Annotated in this window: 27 protein-coding genes and 2 tRNA genes; 8 read left to right on the top strand and 21 right to left on the bottom strand. The window is 44.0% G+C overall.

The features are described from left to right. Nucleotides 1-89: 89 nt before the first annotated feature. From GF309_08235 to GF309_08190, 10 genes are all read right to left on the bottom strand, one after another. Nucleotides 90-305, bottom strand: a complete 216-nt coding sequence (locus tag GF309_08235) for a hypothetical protein (protein MBD3158758.1) — start codon at nt 303-305, stop codon at nt 90-92. Continuing rightward, nucleotides 298-621, bottom strand: a complete 324-nt coding sequence (locus GF309_08230; GenBank protein MBD3158757.1) for a hypothetical protein — start codon at nt 619-621, stop codon at nt 298-300. Before GF309_08230 ends, GF309_08235 begins: the two co-directional genes overlap by 8 nt. Further along, nucleotides 599-1,264 carry a hypothetical protein gene (locus GF309_08225; protein MBD3158756.1) on the bottom strand — a complete coding sequence of 222 codons (666 nt, stop codon included), beginning with the start codon at nt 1,262-1,264 and terminating at the stop codon, nt 599-601. Before GF309_08225 ends, GF309_08230 begins: the two co-directional genes overlap by 23 nt. Then, on the bottom strand, nt 1,251-2,693 hold the full coding sequence (locus tag GF309_08220) for a hypothetical protein (GenBank protein ID MBD3158755.1): 1,443 nt from the start codon (nt 2,691-2,693) through the stop codon (nt 1,251-1,253). Before GF309_08220 ends, GF309_08225 begins: the two co-directional genes overlap by 14 nt. Before the next feature lie 124 nt (nt 2,694-2,817). Continuing rightward, nucleotides 2,818-3,570 carry a proliferating cell nuclear antigen (pcna) gene (pcn, locus tag GF309_08215; GenBank protein ID MBD3158754.1) on the bottom strand — a complete coding sequence of 251 codons (753 nt, stop codon included), beginning with the start codon at nt 3,568-3,570 and terminating at the stop codon, nt 2,818-2,820. Nucleotides 3,571-3,584: 14 nt separating this feature from the next. Then, nucleotides 3,585-3,953, bottom strand: a complete 369-nt coding sequence (locus GF309_08210) for a hypothetical protein (protein MBD3158753.1) — start codon at nt 3,951-3,953, stop codon at nt 3,585-3,587. 123 nt (nt 3,954-4,076) lie between these two features. Continuing rightward, the gene (locus GF309_08205; protein MBD3158752.1) at nt 4,077-4,406 is read right to left on the bottom strand and encodes a transcription factor S; all 330 of its coding nucleotides are present in this window, start codon (nt 4,404-4,406) and stop codon (nt 4,077-4,079) included. A gap of 73 nt (nt 4,407-4,479) precedes the next feature. Further along, a complete protein-coding gene (locus GF309_08200) occupies nt 4,480-4,914 on the bottom strand; it encodes a hypothetical protein (protein ID MBD3158751.1) in 435 nt (144 codons plus the stop codon). A 34-nt stretch (nt 4,915-4,948) separates the two neighbouring features. After that, entirely contained in the window at nt 4,949-5,245 is a 297-nt protein-coding gene (locus GF309_08195; GenBank protein MBD3158750.1) for a hypothetical protein, read from the bottom strand. Further along, nucleotides 5,242-5,886: a hypothetical protein gene (locus GF309_08190; protein MBD3158749.1), complete on the bottom strand. Its 645-nt coding sequence runs from the start codon at nt 5,884-5,886 to the stop codon at nt 5,242-5,244. Before GF309_08190 ends, GF309_08195 begins: the two co-directional genes overlap by 4 nt. A 307-nt stretch (nt 5,887-6,193) precedes the next feature. On the opposite strand from GF309_08190, the gene GF309_08185 reads away from it, so the two are divergent. Further along, nucleotides 6,194-7,444, top strand: coding sequence for an ORC1-type DNA replication protein (locus tag GF309_08185; protein MBD3158748.1), 1,251 nt, complete (start codon nt 6,194-6,196; stop codon nt 7,442-7,444). Between the two features lie 7 nt (nt 7,445-7,451). Here GF309_08185 and GF309_08180 read toward each other — a convergent pair whose 3' ends face one another. Then, nucleotides 7,452-9,167 carry a DNA-directed DNA polymerase II small subunit gene (locus GF309_08180; GenBank protein MBD3158747.1) on the bottom strand — a complete coding sequence of 572 codons (1,716 nt, stop codon included), beginning with the start codon at nt 9,165-9,167 and terminating at the stop codon, nt 7,452-7,454. 76 nt (nt 9,168-9,243) lie between these two features. On the opposite strand from GF309_08180, the gene GF309_08175 reads away from it, so the two are divergent. Together GF309_08175 and GF309_08170 are read left to right on the top strand one after the other, a co-directional pair. Continuing rightward, on the top strand, nt 9,244-10,218 hold the full coding sequence (locus GF309_08175; GenBank protein MBD3158746.1) for a hypothetical protein: 975 nt from the start codon (nt 9,244-9,246) through the stop codon (nt 10,216-10,218). A 17-nt stretch (nt 10,219-10,235) separates the two neighbouring features. Continuing rightward, a complete protein-coding gene (locus GF309_08170) occupies nt 10,236-11,609 on the top strand; it encodes a phosphoglucosamine mutase (protein ID MBD3158745.1) in 1,374 nt (457 codons plus the stop codon). Between the two features lie 22 nt (nt 11,610-11,631). On the opposite strand, the gene GF309_08165 is transcribed toward GF309_08170, so the two are convergent. The 3 genes from GF309_08165 to GF309_08155 all read right to left on the bottom strand — a co-directional run bounded on the left by GF309_08165 (nt 11,632) and on the right by GF309_08155 (nt 12,385). After that, nucleotides 11,632-11,741: transfer RNA gene (locus GF309_08165), tRNA-Ser, on the bottom strand. A gap of 137 nt (nt 11,742-11,878) precedes the next feature. Continuing rightward, entirely contained in the window at nt 11,879-12,229 is a 351-nt protein-coding gene (locus GF309_08160; GenBank protein MBD3158744.1) for a hypothetical protein, read from the bottom strand. Nucleotides 12,230-12,297: 68 nt separating this feature from the next. Then, nucleotides 12,298-12,385 (bottom strand) — tRNA-Leu (locus GF309_08155). A 259-nt stretch (nt 12,386-12,644) separates the two neighbouring features. Between GF309_08155 and GF309_08150 the strand changes: the two genes are divergently transcribed. Further along, the gene (locus GF309_08150; GenBank protein ID MBD3158743.1) at nt 12,645-13,283 is read left to right on the top strand and encodes a 30S ribosomal protein S3ae; all 639 of its coding nucleotides are present in this window, start codon (nt 12,645-12,647) and stop codon (nt 13,281-13,283) included. 83 nt (nt 13,284-13,366) lie between these two features. On the opposite strand, the gene GF309_08145 is transcribed toward GF309_08150, so the two are convergent. After that, on the bottom strand, nt 13,367-13,741 hold the full coding sequence (locus tag GF309_08145) for a hypothetical protein (GenBank protein MBD3158742.1): 375 nt from the start codon (nt 13,739-13,741) through the stop codon (nt 13,367-13,369). Nucleotides 13,742-13,889: 148 nt separating this feature from the next. Between GF309_08145 and GF309_08140 the strand changes: the two genes are divergently transcribed. Both GF309_08140 and GF309_08135 read left to right on the top strand, forming a co-directional pair. Continuing rightward, nucleotides 13,890-14,177 carry a hypothetical protein gene (locus GF309_08140; protein MBD3158741.1) on the top strand — a complete coding sequence of 96 codons (288 nt, stop codon included), beginning with the start codon at nt 13,890-13,892 and terminating at the stop codon, nt 14,175-14,177. Then, nucleotides 14,138-15,745 carry a DUF402 domain-containing protein gene (locus GF309_08135; GenBank protein ID MBD3158740.1) on the top strand — a complete coding sequence of 536 codons (1,608 nt, stop codon included), beginning with the start codon at nt 14,138-14,140 and terminating at the stop codon, nt 15,743-15,745. Before GF309_08140 ends, GF309_08135 begins: the two co-directional genes overlap by 40 nt. Here the strand turns inward: GF309_08135 and GF309_08130 are convergent. The 5 genes from GF309_08130 to GF309_08110 all read right to left on the bottom strand — a co-directional run bounded on the left by GF309_08130 (nt 15,742) and on the right by GF309_08110 (nt 19,514). After that, complete coding sequence (locus GF309_08130) at nt 15,742-15,996, bottom strand: hypothetical protein (GenBank protein MBD3158739.1); 255 nt, start codon at nt 15,994-15,996, stop codon at nt 15,742-15,744. The genes GF309_08135 and GF309_08130 overlap by 4 nt on opposite strands. Then, nucleotides 15,971-17,296: a hypothetical protein gene (locus GF309_08125; protein ID MBD3158738.1), complete on the bottom strand. Its 1,326-nt coding sequence runs from the start codon at nt 17,294-17,296 to the stop codon at nt 15,971-15,973. Before GF309_08125 ends, GF309_08130 begins: the two co-directional genes overlap by 26 nt. A gap of 34 nt (nt 17,297-17,330) precedes the next feature. Continuing rightward, nucleotides 17,331-17,792, bottom strand: a complete 462-nt coding sequence (locus tag GF309_08120) for a 30S ribosomal protein S15 (GenBank protein MBD3158737.1) — start codon at nt 17,790-17,792, stop codon at nt 17,331-17,333. 102 nt (nt 17,793-17,894) lie between these two features. Further along, nucleotides 17,895-18,524 (bottom strand): Kae1-associated serine/threonine protein kinase, encoded by a 630-nt coding sequence (locus GF309_08115; protein MBD3158736.1) that lies wholly within the window; start codon nt 18,522-18,524, stop codon nt 17,895-17,897. A 6-nt stretch (nt 18,525-18,530) separates the two neighbouring features. Continuing rightward, entirely contained in the window at nt 18,531-19,514 is a 984-nt protein-coding gene (locus GF309_08110) for a bifunctional N(6)-L-threonylcarbamoyladenine synthase/serine/threonine protein kinase (GenBank protein ID MBD3158735.1), read from the bottom strand. 119 nt (nt 19,515-19,633) lie between these two features. On the opposite strand from GF309_08110, the gene GF309_08105 reads away from it, so the two are divergent. Next, nucleotides 19,634-19,864 carry a hypothetical protein gene (locus GF309_08105; protein MBD3158734.1) on the top strand — a complete coding sequence of 77 codons (231 nt, stop codon included), beginning with the start codon at nt 19,634-19,636 and terminating at the stop codon, nt 19,862-19,864. 8 nt (nt 19,865-19,872) lie between these two features. On the opposite strand, the gene GF309_08100 is transcribed toward GF309_08105, so the two are convergent. Then, on the bottom strand, nt 19,873-21,885 hold the full coding sequence (locus GF309_08100; protein ID MBD3158733.1) for a DUF460 domain-containing protein: 2,013 nt from the start codon (nt 21,883-21,885) through the stop codon (nt 19,873-19,875). Between the two features lie 148 nt (nt 21,886-22,033). Between GF309_08100 and GF309_08095 the strand changes: the two genes are divergently transcribed. Continuing rightward, nucleotides 22,034-22,318, top strand: a complete 285-nt coding sequence (locus GF309_08095) for a helix-turn-helix domain-containing protein (protein MBD3158732.1) — start codon at nt 22,034-22,036, stop codon at nt 22,316-22,318. Nucleotides 22,319-22,763: the final 445 nt, after the last annotated feature.

Genomic DNA, 22,763 nt, shown 5'->3' with positions numbered 1-22,763 from the left:
AGATGCAACCTTAGGAGAGTATTAAAACCTTACAGAGGCGACAATGAATTCTATTCAAATGTTCATTGGGTAGAAGGTAACAATCAGGACTAACCTTCTTCAGGAAGGCCTTTCATCCATATGATACCGAAAATTAGAACAAGACCAGCGATAATCGTTACCTCATATACTATAATATCGAGCAAACGCCAATCTGAAAGTGGAGGCACAAATGGGGCTGAAACAGTTAAGCTGATGGAAACGATAAAGGAGATAATCAACAGCCAGTGTGCTTTGGATGGTACATTCATTCTGGTTTCATTCATTTTCGTCTCGTCCTATATTTGTTCTGTAATCACTATCTTTGGCAAATGATAACAGCTTCTGCAATTCGGACTGGATAGCTGCCAAGTCATCGAGACTTTCCTCTTCTAAATCCCTAACCAATTCAACTAGATACTTCCTTAGATCTTTGGGTTTTCCACTGACGCCGGTCAATGTGGACTTTTGACCTGAAAGTAGCCGGAGTGTTCCAGAAAGAGCAATCCGCAGTTTCTCACACTTCTTCTCAGTGGATTTTATCACCGTATCGGTGGTGCTCATTAATTGTTCGATTCGATCAATCAGACTGTTTTTGTTCATAGCCATCACTTGGCTCATTCCTTTCTAGACCTTCAGGTACTACTCTAGCAACAATCCTATCTCTCAGCCATGTCCGAGCGATTGCAGCAGGAATAGTTGCTAGATCCTCTTCTCGATATGGCCCGTATTCTGCCTCATCCAACCCAATAAACTTGTCCTCGATAGGTTCTAAAAATCGTACCAAGACGTAGCCCTCCTCATCTGTATCCTCCGGGAGCTGTTGAGGTAGTGACCTGTCGTCTTCCTGAGAAGAAGTTTCGCTTCCAGTTTTTCCTGCAAGGGTCATATCTACAAAATTCTGATGCGCTTTGAAGGCCCTTTTCAAACGATTATAGAACTCTTCTTCCTGCAAGGTCATATCAGATTGTAGGTCTTCATTCGCTGCTACAGCTGCAAGTATCTTCCTCTTCCGAAGTAGTAGCAAGTCTTCAATCATGAATTCGAGATTCATGACTTCTTGAGTCAAAATACTTGCTTCTAGTTCTTGCTCAGCTTTAGTTTTTGCCAATTGTATCCTTGTATTGGATAGACAGCTCACCATACTACTTAGTTCGAGATCTTGTAGGTCCAAGAGGTGGTCATTTTCTAGTTCACGCTCCCATGCAATTCGTACCGAATCATAATCTGCTTCATTTTGACTCAATCGTTGCTACCCCCTTGCATAATACAAAAACTGCTGCAGGCATCGGTAATTCGACTACTCCTCCATTATATGGACCGTACGTTATATCTCCTATTCTGAATTCAGGTACATCAAGGCTCCCGCCCACGAACCGTACGGCTAGACTGCCTGTGTGAAATGCTAGTGCATCTGAGAACGGATCAAAACTGTCCATTTCATCACGTTCCAATGAGCATACGCGAAAACCGGTCTTACCATTCAAGCTACCAATAAGCCGAATAACACGATGGATATCATGAGTGACTGGGATATCTGTTTCTCCACCATAGTAATCAACAGCCTTCACTGCAATTTCGCTCCAGAATTTGTCTCCGATGCCTTTGACTTTGGGACTAAGCACAGGGGGAGTTCGTAGTAGTCCCTCTATTGCTTCCGCCTTACGTTTCTTCAGAGGAGCAACCCATCGTTCAGTCCCGTCATACGATTCAATGTTCCTAATGAAGTCAATCATTGCCTTGGAAAGGCGGTTTCCCCAACCAGGAACATCATACTGACAAAGCTCGGATGTGGGCAAAGGGTATTCTCTAGAAACTACAGTCAAACTATGTCTTCCGGGAGAAGTCGTTGAAGATGCGGCTGTTTTGAAGCCCAAACCAGTAATGTAATGGACAATCTCGATTCGTGCATTTGAATCAAGTTCAAACACCCGGGGATCTTTTACGCGAATATGATAACCACGATGACCACTATAATTCATCTGAATATCGCCGGGGTGAATTCCGAAATCGTTCACTAGGAATTCATCATATAGTTTCAGGGTATTGCGCTTAGCATCCTCAAGACAATTCTCGCATATCCATTTGCGTGTGCTGAAGCTTCTGCCTTCGCATTCGGGGCATCCATCTTCTGGAGGGGTCCCAGTTCCGGTTTTCCCGCAATTAGGATTGTTACATCTCCATGCGTCATGTTCCTCGGTACATTCAGACTCAAGATGATCAGCATCAATGTCGAAAATAAGCTCAGCTCCTTGCCACCCTTTCTCATTCATGTGCCGGGCAACAGGAACATCATAGAATGCTGCGGAATGATAAACGCTATGCGGCGCATTAGTAGATAACTCGTTCAAAAGGGCTGAAGGGGAGCGGAATCCTTTGTGTCGATCCCAGTTGTTCACGCTAATACCGGTCGAACCACAGTAAGGGCAGTTCTGAATCTTAGTGAATGACCTTCCAGATTTTCCACAACCGACCATTTTCTCCTCGTTGTTGGCATCGGTAATACGTCGCTCTGGACAATGCCATGTATATTCCCAGTTCTCCATGCCAAATTCCCGGTGTCCAATTCTATCAGGAATTGTTACCCGATCTGCATTGTTGTGGTAGTAATCTTGAAAAGTGAGCTGTAGAAAACGTCGTGTTTTCTTTTTGGAATGGACACGCTGTGAATTCATTTCTTGCTCACGCCTATAGTACATTAGTGACTATATAGTCACTACCTAGTTATAGATAGAGATTACAGCTCAGATTCGGAATATGATATGCCTTCAGACAATTTGTTTCCAAAATGTCTGTTTTTTATCTTCGCTCAACTCGTGGTGCCAATATGAAGTTAATCCTACCACCTTCCGCAATCATAAATTCTAGTTGTATGGGTTTGTCGCTACTATACTGCAGCTTCATGCTATCACTTGACATAGCTTTGGCAATTTCTGAAAGATAGTTGAGCGCGTACATCGAAGTAGAATTTTCTTTCACTTCAAGATCATAAAGCGAAGAATCCTCCCCAGCGGTAAGTTCAACTTCTGCTTCTCCTGTATCTCCCTCGCCAGCGAAGGTGAGGGTGGTCTTATCAGCCACGATTTTGACATGATTGCTGATTACCCCGATGTCTTTCACTGATTGTTTGAACGAATCTGCAAACATTTCAGCCATAACACTAAATTCGAGTTCAGGTTTATTGGCAGTGTCTTCCGGGGGTGTGAGTAATTGCAGTTTGAATTCACGTTCAGCTCGGCCAATCATTCGGATTTCAAATCGTCCACCATCTTTGTCGAGATTGAACTCCAGTCTATCATCTCCCGCCATACGCTTGCTGACTTTTGATAGTTCGTCCACGCCAAGACAGACATTGTGCTTTTCATCACAAGTGTATTCCTGGAATACGCTTGCCGGTAGATTGAGATCGATCATTGCCGCCTTCGACGAATCTAGCTGTCTTAGCTGTATACCAGACTTATCAATGTTGAAATTGACTTCGGTCAGTAATGTGGCCAAAGCATCTACAATTTGTTTCCATGTTTTAGTGCTATCTAATTTTGCGTGAAACATTTCAGCTCCTCCGATTATTGGCTAAGTTCACGGGTCACTTTTTCACCCAGTTCAAGTGCTTCCTTATACTCTTTGATGTCAAGGTCGTCGATTTTCCGGGTAATAGAAGCTATCAACCTAAGCTCATTGCCATCATCCGTAACTTTCTCTCTGACATCACCAATCAGTAGGTACCGTCCTTGCTCTTCTAGCTTTCCTTCTACAATTGCCTTGATTCGCTCAGCTTGATCTACGTCGTCATAAATGTCTTGTATCAATGCCATCCCCGATTCAGATTCAATAACAATACCCATTATTCTGACGCGGTCATCGGTATCAGGCGTCAGCTCGCGAACAGTTGTAAGTTTAGCAGGCTTTGTACGGGGGAAGCTTTCTTGAGACATTGATTTCATACCACCAATTGGTATCGTAGGTTCGTTCAGCAGCTTGAAGGACAGAATCAATTTGAGTGTGTCGGAATATAATACTGACTCTTGTATTAAAGGTCCGAGTAGAATTTACGACATCTATCCTCCGTAATTCCGCCAGGTGTGCTTACATTTGGTGCACCTGTAGAACTCTGTCGCACCTTCATCGGCACGCCTAGTTTGAGAAGTCCAGAAATATGCCTCATTGTTTCCACATCGAGGACATTCTGCAGTGGTTTTGGGCAACGGGACGGATTCTTCTTCAACAATTACAATTTTATCGCGCGGTGTCTTTTCGATATTCTGCGAAACTTTTAGCTCGCCCTCGATCGCTTTCTCATGACCGCAACTTCTACATCTCAGTACTCGATTCCCATCTTCATCCTTTGATGGAACCATCATTGCTCCGCATTCATCACAGAATTCCAACTTCTGGAACACCTCGCGCGCTCTTCGGAGGCAGATAGTATAGCTCAATTAAGGATTACTAAAACGCACTGCTCTAATCTGAGCTCGGTAGCAGTGATTGTGGCAATAACTCAATGAGATAATCCATTATAGATTCGAAAGCTTCTGCAGCAATCCTCCCTTCGGCCCGACGGCTTGTTTGCGAATCCAATGGCAACAAATCCACTAACATATCTACAATCGAATCGATTTGTATTCTCTTGGTTAGCCACAAATAAGCTACAATCGCCTCATAGGCATCACCAGCAGTACCTGCGTCGGTTCGATGCCCAATTCGTTCATAGATAGAGGTCTGACGAATCGCGCGGGCCAGTATACTGTCTCGCACTTTCTCACCTGTCGAAGAGCCAAGAACGAGTGATTTGGAGAGAGAATAAATGAAATTTACCAGAGTGTCACCAATTTTCGCTAGACCTTTGTCATTCATGACCTGCTCAACTGAATCGTGAGTGACTAAAGATTGGTACATAGCAAAAAGCCCGGGTATAGCAACTTCACAAGAACTAGCTTACATCATAGTCCTGCACAGCTTGAACAAATTCATTCCTGAACTCCTCGGTCCGTGCAAGCATTATCTCTAGAGCTTCCCGTAGTACAGTATTCGTATGGCGGCGTTCAGTTTTCAAAGTAAAAACTGGGTCCGCTAGTAAGGGGTGTTCAATATTGTAACCCGTGAATACCACTGATTCTTCTTCAAGAAGCGTCCTACGAAGCAGATTGCAGAAAGCATGCCCACCATCGGCTATCGTAAATTCTAGTTCATGCTGTTCATATACATCTGTTTTCAAGTCCAATATCATCGTCTCCTTCTACTTCTGCCAGATTTCCGACTTGGGGCCAAATCGGGTCTCGACTCAACACCAAAACGCTCACCGTAATCTGAAGCCACCGTTCTAGTGGCTCGCTGTTCACAGCGAAGACAAATCATGTTGTTATACTTGGTGTGTGTAAGTGCATTGCCACATTTCTTGCATTTCGCAAGTATAACACCATAGTCTGAGCCAACTATGCTAATTTCAATAGGCATTTCATGCGTACTCAATGACTTGGCTCGAATTATGTCCCCCTCAGCCATAACATCATTTAGTGATTTAACGTAGCGTCGGGTGACGTTACTAATATGAATTTGAGCAGGAAGAGCGTTATAGAGGTAGTCATCATTTCTTTTTACCACTCTAATCTCTGCTCGTTGATCGTATACCCGGTCCACTTCACCTATGAGGTCGTCACCTTCCACGGGTAAAGACAACTTTTTCCTGCCTTCCTTTGAAAGGACCTCAATAGTTCTCTCCTTGAGATTCATTGCTACCTTTCCCATGGTAGCGGCGTAAACAACGCCTTCATCTTCATATGTACCATAACTGGGACTCAACTCCTCAATTACACAAAGTCGGTCTCCAGGAGATACTATATCACCAGATTCAACATCAGCCGTTTTCATCACGTTCCCGCAAAGGTTTGATAGTCTCCCAACTAAGAGCGAAATATGCTGCCCTATTTGCTAGATTTGGATTGATACAGATACACAATCGGGAGCTTTGCTAGTTGAGAGTTTGTCCTATATGTGCCTTAACAAGGGCGAGCTCCGTTGATATACCTTTAAGGCTTTGCTTTGCATGCGTGCTTTTTTGTAAGTATTCAATTCCAGCAACTAGAACAAACAGGTAATACGAAGGATAATAAGTTCCATTAGAAACAAGGGTTTCCACAGGAACTATCCTTAGTTTCGTATGGAGCTGAAAATTGGAATGGAAAGACCTCTTGATGCCTTGTTTGATAAATTCCTGCAAGGTCAGGCGATATTCAAAGACAGAGACGCGCTACGGCCCACCTATGTGCCGAAGGAACTGCCCTATAGAGATGACCAGATGGGAAGGATTGGTTCCATTCTTGGTCCGTCATTACGTGGAGCTCCACCATCAAACATTCTATGTTATGGAAAAACTGGAACTGGGAAAACCGTGGTAGCCAGATATGTACTTTCGCTGTTAGTCGAAAAAGCTGAACAAAGTGGGATTAAGGCTCCACTTACGGCGTTTGTCAACTGTCGAATTGTGGGAACTAATTATCGAGTAATTAGAAGTCTCTGTAATCAGATTGATGCAACAATGCCTGATGGGTCTGAAGTGCCTTTCACGGGGTTGCCTACAGATGAGATTCGTGACCTCCTAAAAGAAAAATTGGATTCCGAAGTGAATATTCTGACGGTTGTCTTAGATGAAGTGGATAGTCTCCTGAAACGCGATGTGAATCAGGGAAACGACATACTTTATGGACTTACACGTATGAATAGCGAATTAGAGCGAAGCAGGATATCGATTATCGGAATTAGTAACGATTTGAAATTCAAAGAGATGCTAGATCCAAGGGTTCTATCCACACTAGGAGAAGAAGAAGTCATATTTCCTCCATATAACGCAGTGGAACTACGAGGTATTCTTCGACAACGTGTGGATATTTCCTTTAATGAAGGAGCAATAAAAGACGAGGGGGTTATCAACCTCGTTGGTGCTCTTGCGGCACAGGAACATGGAGACGCCCGTAGAGCCCTCGATCTTCTTAGAACTGCTGGGGAATTAGCGGAACGAAAGGGAGACGAAGAGGTCACTCAAGAGCATGTAAGAGAAGCTCAAAAGGTTCTTGAACGAGATAGTGTTTCTGAAGCAATCAAAACTCTGCCAATGCAATCGAAAGCAGTTCTGTTTGCTGTATATGCACTTGCTAAGAGTGGGCATCGCAAAATCTTCACGGGGGAATGTTACAATGCTTATGAAGATGTTGCAAAAGCTCTGTCGCTTGACACACTAACGCAGAGAAGAATAAGTGACTTAATTAGTGAGCTGGATATGCTTGGCCTCATTAATACAACAGTAATATCCAAAGGGAGATATGGCCGGACGAAAAAGATTCGGCTTGCTGTGAGTAAGAAGCAGATTGGCTCAATTCTCAACGAAGATGCGAGATTGAGTAAGATTTCAGAAGATATGGTTGATTCGTAATTGGCACCTACCGATAATCGTGGAATACTTCATAATCGGGAACACCGGTACGAAGATTAACAATACTCACAATGCCAGGTGTTGGTTTGATGCCTTGCTTCCTCATGAATTCGGTCTGATCTTGAAAAGTTCCCGAGTTGATTATTCGTACACTTCTATAGCGATCTATCGCATTATGATGTGCGTGTCCGAAATGCACTATATCAGGAGGGGTATCTATAACCATCCAATCACGTGGTAAGGGTGCAAGCTGCGTCTTTCCTCCGTAATAGGGAGCAAGGTGACGTTTTCTCAGCAAATGCTTCATGGGTTCTGCAGGTTCCTTGTAGGAAACACCGGGAATCGTCGTTACTAAATCATCTAGGCTATCACCATGAGTCATAAGTATAGTGACGCCTTCTACAACAACTTGGCAAGGGTCACCAAGCATCATAATCTGATTGCCAAGGTCATAAAGCGGGCTGGCGAACTTCTCCGGTATAGGTGGTTTTGGTAGAGCTTGTCTGCATGCATCATGATTCCCAGGAATACAGAAAATTTTCACTCTTTCGGGTATTCTTCGAAGTTTGTCTGCCAGTTCCGCATATTGATCATATATGTCAGGTATAAGCAAATCATCACGCTGGTTCGGATATACACCGATACCGTCAACGAGGTCACCGGCTATGAACAAATAGCGAATATTTCGAACAACATCCTTTTTGGATTCATCAACATCGACGCCCCTAAGCCAATCAATGAACTGTTCAAAGTCGTCAGCAAGAAATTCCTTGCTCCCAAAATGGATATCAGAGATGAATGCAGCATAAACGGTGTGATTAGCACGTCCAAATTCACGTGTAGTAGGAATATCAGGAAACAGAATGTCGTTAGCAATCAGTTTTCCATCCCGATTAATGTGACCTGAAAGGCATACAACCTCGTCAAGCAATAAGGAGTTGCTTTTTTCGAGAAGATTATGGTCATTCCGCCCTCTTTGTCTAGTTGGGATTATGCAACGAATATATCCGTCGGGGTCTTCAAGGGTAACATTTGCATATTTTGAGCTGGATGTCCACTTTTTCTTTACAATTCCAATTACTTTGTGCACAGGTCTTCTACTACGCTCTCCTCTATTTCGTGATGCTTCCCAGTTATCCGCATCATTCCGTCTATTCTGAGCAACAAGGGGCGACAACGAACTCTGAGTGTCAATCCTATTCATGTAGATTTCTTTGATGCGATTGAATCTATCATTAAATAAATCTAGAAAATCTTCAACAGACCCCCCTGAACCTACTGAATCGCTATCGGGGTTCTTCAAGACACGGATATCCCAAGACCTATCATTAGATTGCAAGGGTTCATTTGTTCCCATAGAATCACGATGGGCAGATTCGTCTGTGCTCTGTTCGATTTTTGGCGTAATTTCCTCAGTTTCCACCTTCATTTGTAGAAGCGCTTTAAGATGTTCTTCTGAAAGCACAGGTGGCAATTCATCGGAAATATGATTTACAATAATTGACTCAACGGCTTCGCTTGGTTTTTCCAAATCTAGAATATACTCAAGAGCATCAGGGGTTACCTGTATCCCAGAACCAATGAGACGTTTAAGCAGTGTACGACGAATCGTAGATGTCAAGGGTAAGCCACCTTCACGAACACAACGTGTCTTTAACTTCTTTTCTGCTTTTTCACAGCCATGGTTTGATAACGGTGTGGGTATCTCTGAAGGGCAATTGATTCAATACGTAAGCAATGTAATAAATCACGGCTCCAAAATTTGATTTGGCGCCACTTGATGAAGGTGCTGATTGAAGATGCATATCAGAAAACTACAAAGAACAGGAGGAACAAGCGGAAGTTCTTTTCTTGTAATACTACCTAAGGATTGGGTATTGGCTAGGGAGCTGAAAAAGGGTGACCCAGTAGTAATTGCAGAGCGGGAGGATGGGTGTCTCATAGTAGATCCGAGATTGCCAATGGGTGTCGGGAAGCGGGAAACCGAGATTGAAATGGAATCAAATCTAGCATGGGAAATAACGAGCAAGTACCTATTAGGATTTGACAAAATCAAGGTTATCAGCAGAGATGCTATCACAAAAGAACAGAGAAACGAGCTGAAGAGAATCATCAAGCGTTTCGTATCGCTCGAGATTACCGAGGAAAACGAGCATAGTATTGTGATTCAATGTTTAATCGATCCTTCACGTTTAGGAGTGGATAAGGCCATCCGGAGAATGGATTTAATCGCCTCTAGAATGCTGGATGATGCTCTGCGAGCATATATTGAAGGAGATAAAGAGCTGGCCCATTCAGTTGTAGAGCGCGACGAGGAAGTAGATCGCTTGTTTTTCCTAATTGTTCGTGAGCTTCGTTCAACCATCCAGTATCCTCGAATGTCAGAATCAATGGGAATTAGACCGGTTGAAGCACTTGACTTCCGATTGGCTGCCCAGTATATTGAAAGAATAGCAGATTTGGGTGAAGAAATAGCAAACCGAGCCGAACAAGTGCTAAATCAAAAGATAGCAAGGAAGATAGAGCGGGTAGGCAAGAAAGTACAAGATATGTTGGAAAAGTCAGTCTCCAACTTGTTCGATTTCGATGCTGGAAAGGTCAACTGGGTAATCGTAGCTGAGAAAGAACTTGGAAAGACCACTGCACAGGTAAGAGATGAACTAATGTCCGAATTAGAAGAGAAGTCACAAGGACATCTTTATGTTGTAGATTTGTTGCAACGAATTGGAGAGGCCGCAAAGGATATTGCGGACCTAGCACTACCAAGCCATTAGCGAGTGGAGATAGATTGTTGTTCGGAACAAGCGGCATTAGAGGCGGAATATCCGACAAAGTAACTACTGACCTTTCTATGAAGCTGGGACAATCATTGGGCAGCTACTTGAATGGAGAAGGCAATGTGGGTGTTGGAATGGATTCGAGAACTTCGAATCTCATGCTAAAAAATGGCTTCACAGCAGGGCTAGTATCGACTGGTACAGATGTTATGGACTTGGGTCTTGTCCCAATGCCAACTGCAGCCTATTTCAGCACAAAACAGGGAATCTCAGCATCAGTAATCATCACGGCAAGTCACAACCCACCAACTGACAACGGTTTCAAATTCTTTGTGAACGGACGGGAGATGATTAGGTCAGAAGAAAAAAGAATCACAAGCCTAATTCAAAAGGGTGACTTCCGTATAGCGCAGTGGTCTGAAATCGGCTGGGTCTCGGAGATTGAAATAAGAGATGCTTACTTGCATAACTTGAGACGGTTTCTCCTAAGGAGGGGTGGTGATGGGGAGGGTATGCGAGTCTTGATTGATGCAGCAAACGGTGCGGCATCGAATTATACCCCTCAACTTCTAACAAGGATGGGGTTCAGAGTTACAACTCTGAATGCCAATCTCGATGGGCATTTTCCAGGTAGACCAGCAGAACCGTCACCAAGAAACCTAACGGATGCCATGACATTAGCAGAAGCTGGTCAGTTTCCCGTAACCTTGTGCCATGATGGAGATGGTGACCGAGTAGCAGTCATTGATGAGGAGGGAGAGTTCATAGATCAGAATAGGGTAATAGCTCTTCTTGCAAGAGACGAGATTAGACGGAGAGGGGAGGGGGTAGTTTTAGTTTCTATCGATACGTCGAGCGTAATTGACGAGGTAGTCAGGAATGAAGGGGGTAGGGTGGAAAGAGCGCCCCTTGGCTCCTTACAGGAGAAACTCGCAGAAGAAAATCATGATATCATCCTTGCTTCCGAGCCTTGGAAGCCGATTTTCACTAATCTCGGTCTATGGATGGATGGTATTGTTGCCGCGGCACGAATTGCTCAGTTGGTAAGAAGCCAAGGCAAAGAAAGCTGTAAAGAATTGATGGAATCAATACCGGAATATCCAATGCTACGAGAGCATATGCGATGCCCAGATAATTTGAAGATAGATTTCATGAGACGAATTAGGAGTCTTGTCGAAGATTTCACAGGCGTTGAGAAGATAATCGAAGTAGATGGGGTACGGCTAGAATTTACAGACAATTCATACCTTCTGATCAGGGTTTCCGGAACAGAACCCAAAGCTAGGTTGTATATTGGAGCCCGCCACAAGAAGCGGTTACATGATTTGGCAGAAGAAGCAAGAAAAATGATGAAGCGTGCCTTAGAGAGTTGTAACGGCGGAGATTAGTGTAATTCAGGCACCCATAAAGCGCCGGGGATGGGAGAGTCGGAACCCATCCAAGGAGGGGTTCTTTCGAACCCACGAGCCCAAAGGGCAACGGTTTTCGAGACCGTCTCCGTACCGCTAGGATACCCCGGCTTTGCTGAGCTCCAGCATCTACCTATTATAATCTTAGTGTACGAAAGGCTATCGCAATCAGATTCGCGGGCCTTTGCAATTCTTCGGTCAGGAAGCTGTTAATCGTTATGCGGGAAATTTGACGGCATCATTGCATATTAGAATGATAGTATCGAATAGCCATCTTCGACAAACGCCAGCAAATCACTATGTCCTTTGAGGGGGCCCTTTAGCGGAACCCCCAAGTTCTCAGCAGCCTCCGTAGCTGAAAAGGCGGCCGTGCAAGATTTGCAGGCATGATCAATAATTCCTTCATTGAGTGCTTTGTCAAAAAGCGGCATCTTCATTGTGGCATTCTCTAACTGTCGTAGTAACTTGGGTGAAGAGCACTCGAACACAAGAACAGCCCGAGGACCCGCTTCGTTGAAGTGAAGAGCGTTCAGCAAGAGATGCATTATTTGCATCTTGTTATCATTCGTAGCCAGAAACAAGTACTTCGTTGTTTGCATGGGTGAGAAATGTCATTTCCTTCTATGACTCTTTCCAAAGAATAGGGGGTATACGGAACAACAGAAATTGGTGCGGAGGGCGAGATTTGAACTCGCGGACTCCTACGAGACGGGATCCTAAGTCCCGCACCTTTGGCCTGGCTTGGTAACCTCCGCTGATTGCAAAATAATTCGGACAAAATATAACCGTTTTGAAAGAGGGGACTATATCACGAGAGCCTCACGGCACCATATAGAGGAATGGTGAGTCAACGGATTCATGGGAAGAAGCTCGATAATCCTGTACGAAGGACATGTCATAACGTTTTTATGAGGACCACAGAATGTCGGCAAGATTGTTAGTTGAGAATCAATACAATAGAATGGGATTCTCCGAGCACTCAAACATCCTATAATAGAGGGTGCGATATTAAAAATGTCATCTAAGGGTAAAAAGTCAGCCGGAAGAACAAGGGACAAGTGGCGACAAAAGGACTGGTATGAACTCATTGCGCCAGACTATTTCGACAACAAGAGTGTCGGAAGTACACCGGCAAGCAATCCCGATTTGGTAATAGGTCGCACCGTTACTCCAACTCTCTATGACTTGACAGGAGATTTCGATCAGATTCATGTTAAGCTTCGTTTCAAGGTTTTTGAAGTGAAGGGAAAACAGGCCCACACAACGTTCCGTGGGCATAAATGGAGTTCAGATTATCTCAGAGGGTTAGTTAAAAGGGGAACATCTAGAATCGATTGGATTGGTCCAATTCTTACAAAAGATGATTACTTGATGCGGATATCAGTCATTGTATTCACAATGACCCGTGCAAAGAGTAGTCACAAACATGCAATGCGGAAGACAATCGAGAAAATAATCCGCGGACATGCTAAGAAGCATAGCTTCGAAGAACTTGTACAGCTGATTGTAATGGGCGAATTAGCATCAGAGGTTTACGAGGCAGTTAAGACAATAATACCAATCCGACAATGCAATATTCGTAAGAGCAAGGTACTCAAAGGTCCTCAAGAAGTTAAAGAGAGGCGAGAAAGGCTTCGCAGGAAAGAAGAATAGTCAATCCTCATTGCCACATTAAGACGGTCATTTGGAACTTCTAAAGGAGTGTATACAACAGCATTGGATATACAATCAATGGGTCATTTTCGTTGCATAGCTGTTTCGATTATTTCTAGTGCTTCCAATACGCGGAGAAGAAGTGTTACCAGTTGTGTTAGTGATTCAACAGTCTGATGTTGTTCGATACTGTCTCCAATGAGTCTCAACTTGCCAACGAGGACACTGTGCAAGTGGGTCAGTACATCTGTAGACTCAGAAGAATCAACTGATTGAGATACAGTAACCCGCTCATCACTTTGTTCAGCAAATTGCTGGTCACAACTAGCACAGTAGATATTATCGCCCATCTTCAACAAGGGTGAACCGCAGTTAGGACATGGCTTCGCAAGCATGCTTGCACCCTTTCGCAGTAATTCAGCCATTTTTCGTACAGCGGGTCCATCTCGATCTGACATTATTCCACAAGAAGAGGGTAGGTTACTCTGAATATAAGGCAATCCCCATAGTAGTTGTATGACACAGTAACATAGTATTCATACAGAAATGTTGATATGCTGACGGCCAGTCACATGATTTTGTTGTTCGCACTCCGGTACGTGCGCCATGATAAGTTCAGAGGTGAGTCCATTGGACCCCGAAACAGAGAAAAGCATTGATCAGTCTATTCACCTACTTAAGCAGATATCAGAAGATTCCTCGGTTCCACGAAATATAAGACGTGCAGCCAACGAAGCTATTGCTATACTTGAAGACGAGACGGATTCTCCTGCCGCAAAGGCACAGAATGCAATCTCAGTTCTCGATGAGCCGAGCCAAGATCCTAATTGCCCCAACCATGCCCGCACCAAGATATGGCATGTGTCAAGTCTGCTCGAACCAATTCGAGACTAATCCAAATAGAATCCACAGTAATCTTTGTTGCAGCAGCTCTGCAACATCATAGTGCCGCCGGCGCCTCGTCAGGTAAGTGTTACAATATGGAATCAGAGGCATCTACTATCAAAGTCAGAATCAGAGGTATATATTCACAGTCACTGGCTCAAATCCTTCTGCAGAATCACTTTGAAATAGTGCAGCCATCTCCTGATGTGGCCCGCCGTTTTGGATTGCCTTTTAGAGACGCGATTCCCGACATCGATATTTGGGATAGAAGTGATTTACAGGGAATTGTTGCTATAGCGTACGAGTCTTTGCTAAACAAACTTTCAGATGTACTTCGAAGAAGGCTTGGTTGGATAATTACACGGACACCAAGAGTTGCCAAGAGCTCGATATACAAAGGAAAAATCATAGGAAAAGATAAGCGAACAGGACAAATAGAAGTAGATCTGGGGAGGATATGTGGGCTTCTACCAGAAAAGGGAATGAAGCCAGATTCATACAGAATGGTCCAAGTTCGCGCTCATGATTATGGCCGAAAATCTCCAGTTTTGTCGAGTAATATTACGATTCCGGGTAAGGTTGCAGTCTTGCTACCTGAACCGGTTGTGAGAATCAGCACCAAAATCAAAGATGAGAGTAAACGCCGATATTTGACAGCCCTTGGCAAGAAACTTCGACAGCATACAGAAGGATGGGGTATACTTTGGAGGACAGCGGCGGCTAAACTAACGGAGAAAGAGCTTAGAGACGGTGTTGACGATCTTCTGGATGTGTCACAGACTATCTACGCCGATTTTGAAAAGATAGATGGTCCGGGACGTTTGTTTGAGGGGACAAGTAACGCCGACATAGAATTCCCAGCCGAAGTGAAGAAGGCTCTTGATGAGACCCGAGGCAAGATTAGACCAACTATGAAACACCATCATTTCTACAAGAGCGCCAACTACAGCCCCCTAGTGGACTTTGCAGAGTTAATTATTGAAGAAAGGCCTGAAGAAAAAGAATACATGACCTCCAAGCTGGAAAGGGTAGTATCACGAGATATGCCGAGAGTCAATGACCCCATTAATATCGAGCACGTTAAACTCGATGGAAGGAATATCGTTCTGTCCCGAGGTACAGTTACAGAGGTCAATACAGGTAGCCTAACTATACGCCGCAAGTTTAGGTATACAAATCGGAAACTGAAGCTGAATCGAAAGCGTTCAGAAGATGTGGATGTTTCCTGTACGGAAGGAGATTATGCGGTCACCAAAGTGGTACCGGGAGCGCAGACTTTGGTTACCAAATATTATTCGCGTGATGGTAGACTGAAAGGGGCTTATGTGAATCTCAATACGGCTATAGAGGTATATCCGAGCAATAGTGACAATCCTAGTCGTGTTCGCTATATAGATTTGGAAATTGACATTGTCAATCCGATAAATGGGGAAACAAGAATAATCGATCAACATCTCCTGAAGCGAGCTGTGGAGAGAGGGTTCATCACTGAGAGAATGGCAGATTCTGTTGAGAGAAAAGCTAAAGCAATATACGAAGGCATGAAGAAAAAAAGAAAGAAGAAAAGAATACCTTAGGCTTTCTGCGAGTCCAAGCGTTGTGTTGTCCTCAAGGAGAGGTCGATAGCACCCATCAAGTCTTCAAAGGTATGCCTTAAACTGTCAATTCCCCTGGCACAATCGATTGAAAATTGTAAGGATGTTTCCGTTTGTTGTGAGTCAATACTCAAACCGATGGGCAGAGGTTCGTTATCGGGTCCAATGGATTGAAGGATTCTCTTAGCAGTATCAGCATTTGCAAACTCAAGATGTATTTTCAATTCCATCATGCATCATCTCGGCTATTTCTGAGGGTTTTCTTCCATTGAATAAGCGAATTGAATAAGGAGATGTAGATTTGATTCGTGCTTTTGTATTCTCCAATACCGCGAAAACCTCTCTTAGGGCATGGATTTCGCTATTCCATACTAATTCAGTATGACGGTTTGATTCTAACAAAAGAAAACGCTGTGAATCGAATAGACCAGTATCAAATGCAATACGCCCAACATCGGACAAGACACTTGGTTCCACCCCTAAATCTGAAATGATTATAGAATCATGTGCAGTTTGAAATTTCCCTTCGTCAGCACGCTTTGTCAGCGTATGAAAACCACGCGTTGTGCTTTTGCAGTATTCAATATGAGATTTAATAAGAGAATGAAGTAAACGCGAGCGGTCACCGACACAAACTGATGCAGCAATACCAAGCTCAAGGAGTTTCCAGCAGGTCTTCAAAAGGGGAAGTATTGACGACATAAACCGAACAGGTGTTTCCCTATTCTCATGAAGAAAGATGTAGTCTTCACCAAACATAGAGCCGATAGCAGCATTTGAAGAATCGCGAATGAGAATCTGACTTATCCTTTCTTTTTCATCATTAGAAAGAGAAATCATGGGGAGAGCTCGTTTAGAGAGTGGTATATTTGCTTCCTTGACCAGCTTATCACACGAATCTTCAACACCACTCAAACCCTGCAAATATGGGTATATGCTATACAATAGGACATCTTTTGCGGAAAGGTGATTGATGCCGAAAAGTCGTAATCCTCTCCTTTGTTCCAAGATACCTGCTTCCAACGATCTACGAACAATATTTTCGCTCTCGGCAGAAGGGGTGAGATTCCTCGATTTCTGTGCTAGTACAACGGCAGCCGCAAGCTGCTTATGCCAATTGTCGAGCGATACAATCTTGCTGGCAAAGGCACAACAAACGTGTGATAATGAATCAATAGAGCCTACAAATCTGTCCGAGGATTCTGATGGTGATTCACAACCCAAGAAAATACAACGATTTGGGGGCTCCTTTACTGGGCCATAGAACTCTGTTCCCACAACAATCGTAAGAGGGGCGCCTTGTGACTGAGATATTTTTTCAATCCGACCAAAATCTGAAACAGGCTCAGTATAAGTCAATGTGAAGGGTGTATGGTTCTTCAAGTAAGCCCTGCAGATCAGAGAGGCTGCGAAGAGGGATTCAGGACGGGGTGAAATAAGTACCAAGCTTTTGTCATTACCACTAAGCTCTAGGTCCGCCCACAAACCATCCAATTTCTCTAGACTGAAAGCATCATCAGAATGGTCAATCATTTGAGATGAATTAATTGTATGCAATGTGATAAGGCTAGCGCAATAGAACCGCTGCCTTTTCAGGAGAATACTTCCAATCAGAAGGCAAAACACGTTTCTTCTTGTAGTATTTAGAGAGACGGTGAATCTTGCTCTCTGTAAGTTGTAGATTGCGTTTCGCTACATTGTCACGTTTGTTATCTTCAAGATGCCTGTGAATTGAAGCTGCTTTCGCGATTAGATTTCGAAGATCCTCGGGAACGTCACGTGTTAAATCGTGCTCCTCTAATATCTCGGTAATCTTCTTCCCAGTTATAACCTTCACCAATGGGATTCCGTACTGATCTCTGAGAATCACTCCAATCATAGACGGGGGGTTACCAGCTTTAGCCAATTCAACAATCTTGTCTTCGACCCATTCTGCGTCCTTTTCTTCATCTAACCATTCAGGAACACGCAAAGTGGAAGGGCGTTTGCTCCCCGATTGGCCTTTTCGCCTAGTATGCATCCTTGCCATAGTAAATTCCTCTGAGTCAGTCGATTCCCAAAAACGGGTCTGGTAATCCCTCTTGGAAATAGATATAAGATTTATGATAGCAAGTGTGGAAAATAGAAGAGATTAATGATATCTTCCGCGTTCCCTAATACTATCCATCCGTGAGAAGAGTTCGGTGGATTGTGGACCTACAGTCTGAGTGTATCCCTCTATAGTAGCTTCAAACATGGTATCTTGATAATCCCAGTGGGTTGTTTCAAGCGCCCGCCGAATAAGATGGAGGTCCACTCCTTTCATTTCAACAGTAGCGTTTTTCTCAGCTAAACCGAAATCCACAAACCACATCTTTGAAGCTGAATCCATTATTACGTTGCTAGTTGTTGGGTCTCCATGAACTACATCTGCATTGTGCATTATTCCCATAAATTGTCCAAATCTTCTGCATAGGACTACCAATTTCTTCTTCGGCAGGTTTCCTACGAGTTCCTTGAGCTGTTTTCCTTCAATATAGTCCATTATTATGATGTGATTTGTCATGTCTATGGAGTAGACAGCTGGTGTGGGTACACCTAATTGGCGGACATAGGTTAACATTTTGCACTCTCTAGACGTTCTTCTAGAGCGGATGGATTTGTCAATCTCGGGTAGAAGATATCCTTTCATGGGTCGCGATTTCATGGCAAAGGTTTTACCCCATTTTTTGATTTTGTAGACACAGGATTCCGCCCCTTGAGCTATGATTTCCATCGTCATTTACCCCTATTTCTTCCAGACTATGTCTTGTTCATCGGTTCGCCAACGAGGTAGAACCCTAGAATCTTCTACATTGATTGTATCTCCAGCAAGGTACTGCACTATACCGGTCCAAGCTATCATAGCCCCTTGATCTCCAGCTAGTGACTTAGAAACCCTGTGGAAACTGATTTTATGCCGCTCCGATACACCCCTAAGAATTGATGTAAGACGTTCATTCCTAGCGACACCACCTGTGAGCAGAAGCTCCTTTTTCTTAGTATGTGCAACGGCTCTCTCAGCAATTTCTGCAATCATTCCAAAAGCTGTTTCTTGAACACTGAAGCAAATATCTTCCCTGGCAACATTTTCAGTATGAAGGCGAATAGCTGCTGTCAACATGCCGGAATAGCTTACATCCATACCTTTCACAGAATAAGGAAGGTTGTAGTAGGAAGTTCCTTCTCGTGCATAGGTTTCGATGGTTGGGCCAGCAGGAAACTTCATGCCCATTTCACGGCCAAGAGTGTCAAGCATATTGCCCAGTGCTATATCAAGAGTTTCTCCAAAGGTTCTGTATCTGCCTCCAGCAAAAGCAATAATCTGAGTGTTGCCGCCGGAAACGTAGACTGTAACAGGGTCTTGGAAACCAGATTCCAGACAACCAATCTCGATATGAGCAACGCAGTGATTTACACCTATGAGTGGTATATCAAGACTGAGAGCAAGCGTTCTAGCCATTGTTGCTGTTGTTCTCAGGCAGGGTCCCAAGCCAGGCCCCCTTGAGAAAGCAATTAAATCGATATCATTAGGCTGTTTTCCAGCTTTCTTCAATGCTTTGGCAATCACCTTAGGGCCTAGACGAGAATGATGCCTACTGGCTTTTCGAGGATGTATCCCTCCTTTCTCAGGAGTGAGCATATCCCATTCATTCGATAAGACCCTTCCATCAGCAGAGACAACTCCTGCACCGAATGAATGTGCCGTACCCTCTAAGCCAAGACATAATATGGGCATTGAATCATCTCTCAAATGTAACTAACAGATAGCAATCTTAAAGATTGAGCAGTGTCGAAATGTGCAAGCATTTATATCATCCTCATTGAGCCACTGCAACGAGGAGAAAATCGGTGCCCCAGAAGCAGAAACCAATAAGGATTCTACAGCAGTCCATGAATACGATTATCTCTGTGAAGTTGAAGGATGAACGAATTTTCAGAGGGCGCCTTAACACATGTGATCCATACATGAATATGACGCTTACATCAGCCGAGGAACTTGAGGGGGAAGTAGTCAAGGCGAAATATGGCCAAGTGCTAATACGTGGCAACAACATATTATGGATCCAGCTAAATGAGTAAAGAACAGATTAATGGGATGATTCACGACGGTATCGTTCAACCATTTCAACAAGTTGATCTTCGCGTTTTTGTCGTGCTTTCTCGTGGACTACCTCTTTGAAAGAGGACATGTTCCTTTCAAATCTATCACGATCAATAAACGCAAATTCATCAATTCGTCTCAGCTTAACATCATCCGCCTCAATAACTGGAATCTCGGCTTCAATTAATTCATTCTCTGCCAAATGGGACAACGGCGTATCTACAATCACTGCGCGAATCCCTTTCTCTGCTAATATATGGGCTGTTTGTGGCCCTGCACCAGAAGCATCATCAAAGAGAACAACGTCGCCCTTTTTTAGAGGGGCCACTTCCCGAATATAGTTCTGAATGCTTTCCTGTGTGAATTTTCCAATCCTCTTGACTGCAAGCATATCTCCACGCATTTCAAGACGCTTAACCCCTCTTAGCTTGGATAGGAGGTTCTCAAGACTCTCAATCTGATCCTCGAGACTGTGAATCCGCTGTCGTGACCGCTTAATCTCGGAATTCTTCTTGGCCACTTTTCGATCTCGCTTGACTTTCCAATAATTCTGTTTACTGATGATTTCGAGGCTGTGAGATAGCTCGTTCTCTTTGAATCGAAGGTAGTCTACCAAGCGATTCAAATCTTCAACCTTCTGTTCAAGGGTTTCATTTTCCTCTTTGAGTTGCGTATATCGTTTCCTCAGAGACTCGATGGTCTCTTCGGGCATCTCTTCCACTTCTTCAGGTTCCGAAGGTGCCTCTTCTTCAGCTTCTTTTGTGAGGCGTGCAATTGCCTCATTCATGGGGCTTCCGCGAATAACCATTGCTTTCAGACGGTCTCGATCTACGTCTATACGATCCTCTCTGACCTTGCGATCAATTTGTCGTAGCTTCGGAACAATACTTCGGTATGCATACACAGCAGCTGTCAGAGCATCCCTCTCATGGGCATTGCTGATGTTCACGCCATCACCAAACTCCCGGGCTATTTCATTCTTTTCTGCAACAGGGATATTGTTATTCGGAGTGAATAAATCAGCATTCACTGTACTGGAAATTTTCTTTACCATATTGGGAACAGGGGTTACATCACTAGCAACCATGACAGGAGTGCCTTTGGAATAGACCATTCTGATAATATCGGCACGCGTTAGAGCTTTCTTGCTTTCAAGGAAATGAACCTTTCCGCGTAGTGTCAGTAGACAGATTGCGGCTGTCGTACCAGGATCGATACCAAGAATGAAATACTGAGTTTTTGTTTTTCGGGGAGCTGGCGCCGGTTCTAGTGGCACGAATTCCGTCTGTTTCCGGATTGGTTCTACGAGTACCTTGAAATCTCCACTACGCTTTGAGTCTACAATATCTCGAATAATGTGCAATGGTGCATAGGCAACTATCCTTGAACTAGCATAGCCGAAATCAGCCTCTCTTATGCTGATATCATATTCAATTTCAGCTCTCTTGAGGTTAGACTCAATTTCCCGGGTCATTTGTTGAATCATCGATTGTACTCTTCGTCTGAAACGATTTGCACTCTGCCCACCTCTACCCGGCCGGCGACCCCTCACAACTTGAATTTCAGTCTGTGCACTAAAACACTCTAAGCTGTATCCAACACCCTGAGAAGCCAGCTGAGCGGCGATCCTAGCTGCTTCCAATGGAGACGGTTTTCCAGAAAGGGGTATATCATGTTGTCTAGCTAATCGGGCCAATGTTACTTGTCGGGGAGGTACTCCTGTAACTTGAACCAGTTTGGTTGTAGGAGGGAGATCTTCTATTAGATGTATCACCGACTTGCTATCAGGAATAATTTCGAAGATATTATCAGTACAAAGCCATTGGGGACTGATTTCATTTACCAGATTTAGCAGTGAATGGCGGGATATCTCTTCATATTCATTGAGTACTGCTCCTTCTCGCATGATGACACAAGCATATTTCGCCGGAGTTCGAGAGCGAGGGCTATGAAATGGAAGGATATCAAAGCCCATTATGAACTCGCTTTCATTATTCATGAGGGGTCGCACTCAACTTAATCCTTAATTTATTGCTATAAAGGCTTAACATGGCTTCATAGATGTACGCGACATAAGGCATTTGCAAACAACAACTATAATAAAGACATGCTTGAACAACTGGCCAGATTCACGTGAGGTGCGATAAGTGCCAGAAACACTAGAAATAGCCAACGATGACGACATCCTAAGAATAGCAAGCGCACTTTCTTCAGGCACACGCCTAGAAATACTGCAGTTTCTCTTACAGAAAGAACAAGATGTTACAAGGGTTGCAAAACACCTTGGCGGTACAGAGGCCAACGCAAGTGCACAGATAAAAATCCTTCAAGAAGCCGGTCTCCTGGATTGCCGCCATGAGCCCGGTCAACATGGATTAAAGAAAATCTCATGGACCGCGGTTGATGAAATAATCATGGACTTAACACCCTAACCCTAGAAAGGTCCTCGAGAAGTTTCAGCTTTAGTGCTCTGCTTCGCGAACAGCATCTAGGAGATCGGTGATTCTTCCCTTCGGCTCGAAGTGGCGGCGCCGTATCTTCACAAACGTTGGAACACTTACAACCTCTCCCACCATGAGAGATTCTCCAACTTCCAGGGAGGTTATCGCGTCAAGGGACGAACGATCTATCCCCTCGCTACTACGCCCAATATGCTCGAGGTCGTAAGGATTGGTGCAGCGAAATATCGCCTGATTAGTACACTGACTCAGAACGGTGGTAGACAGTTTAACAGGGCGTTGAGAAATCAGACATAACAAGGCAAAGAATTTTCGTCCCTCCCTGGCAATTGTTTCTATACGATCTTTTGGAATAGCGATTTCTCTGCGGCTTTCTGGACAGAACTGGTGGGCTTCTTCCAAGACTAGTAGAAACGGT

Source organism: Candidatus Lokiarchaeota archaeon (assembly GCA_014730275.1).
In the GTDB taxonomy this organism is placed as follows: domain Archaea; phylum Asgardarchaeota; class Thorarchaeia; order Thorarchaeales; family Thorarchaeaceae; genus WJIL01.
This window is presented reverse-complemented; position numbering and strand designations above follow the sequence as displayed.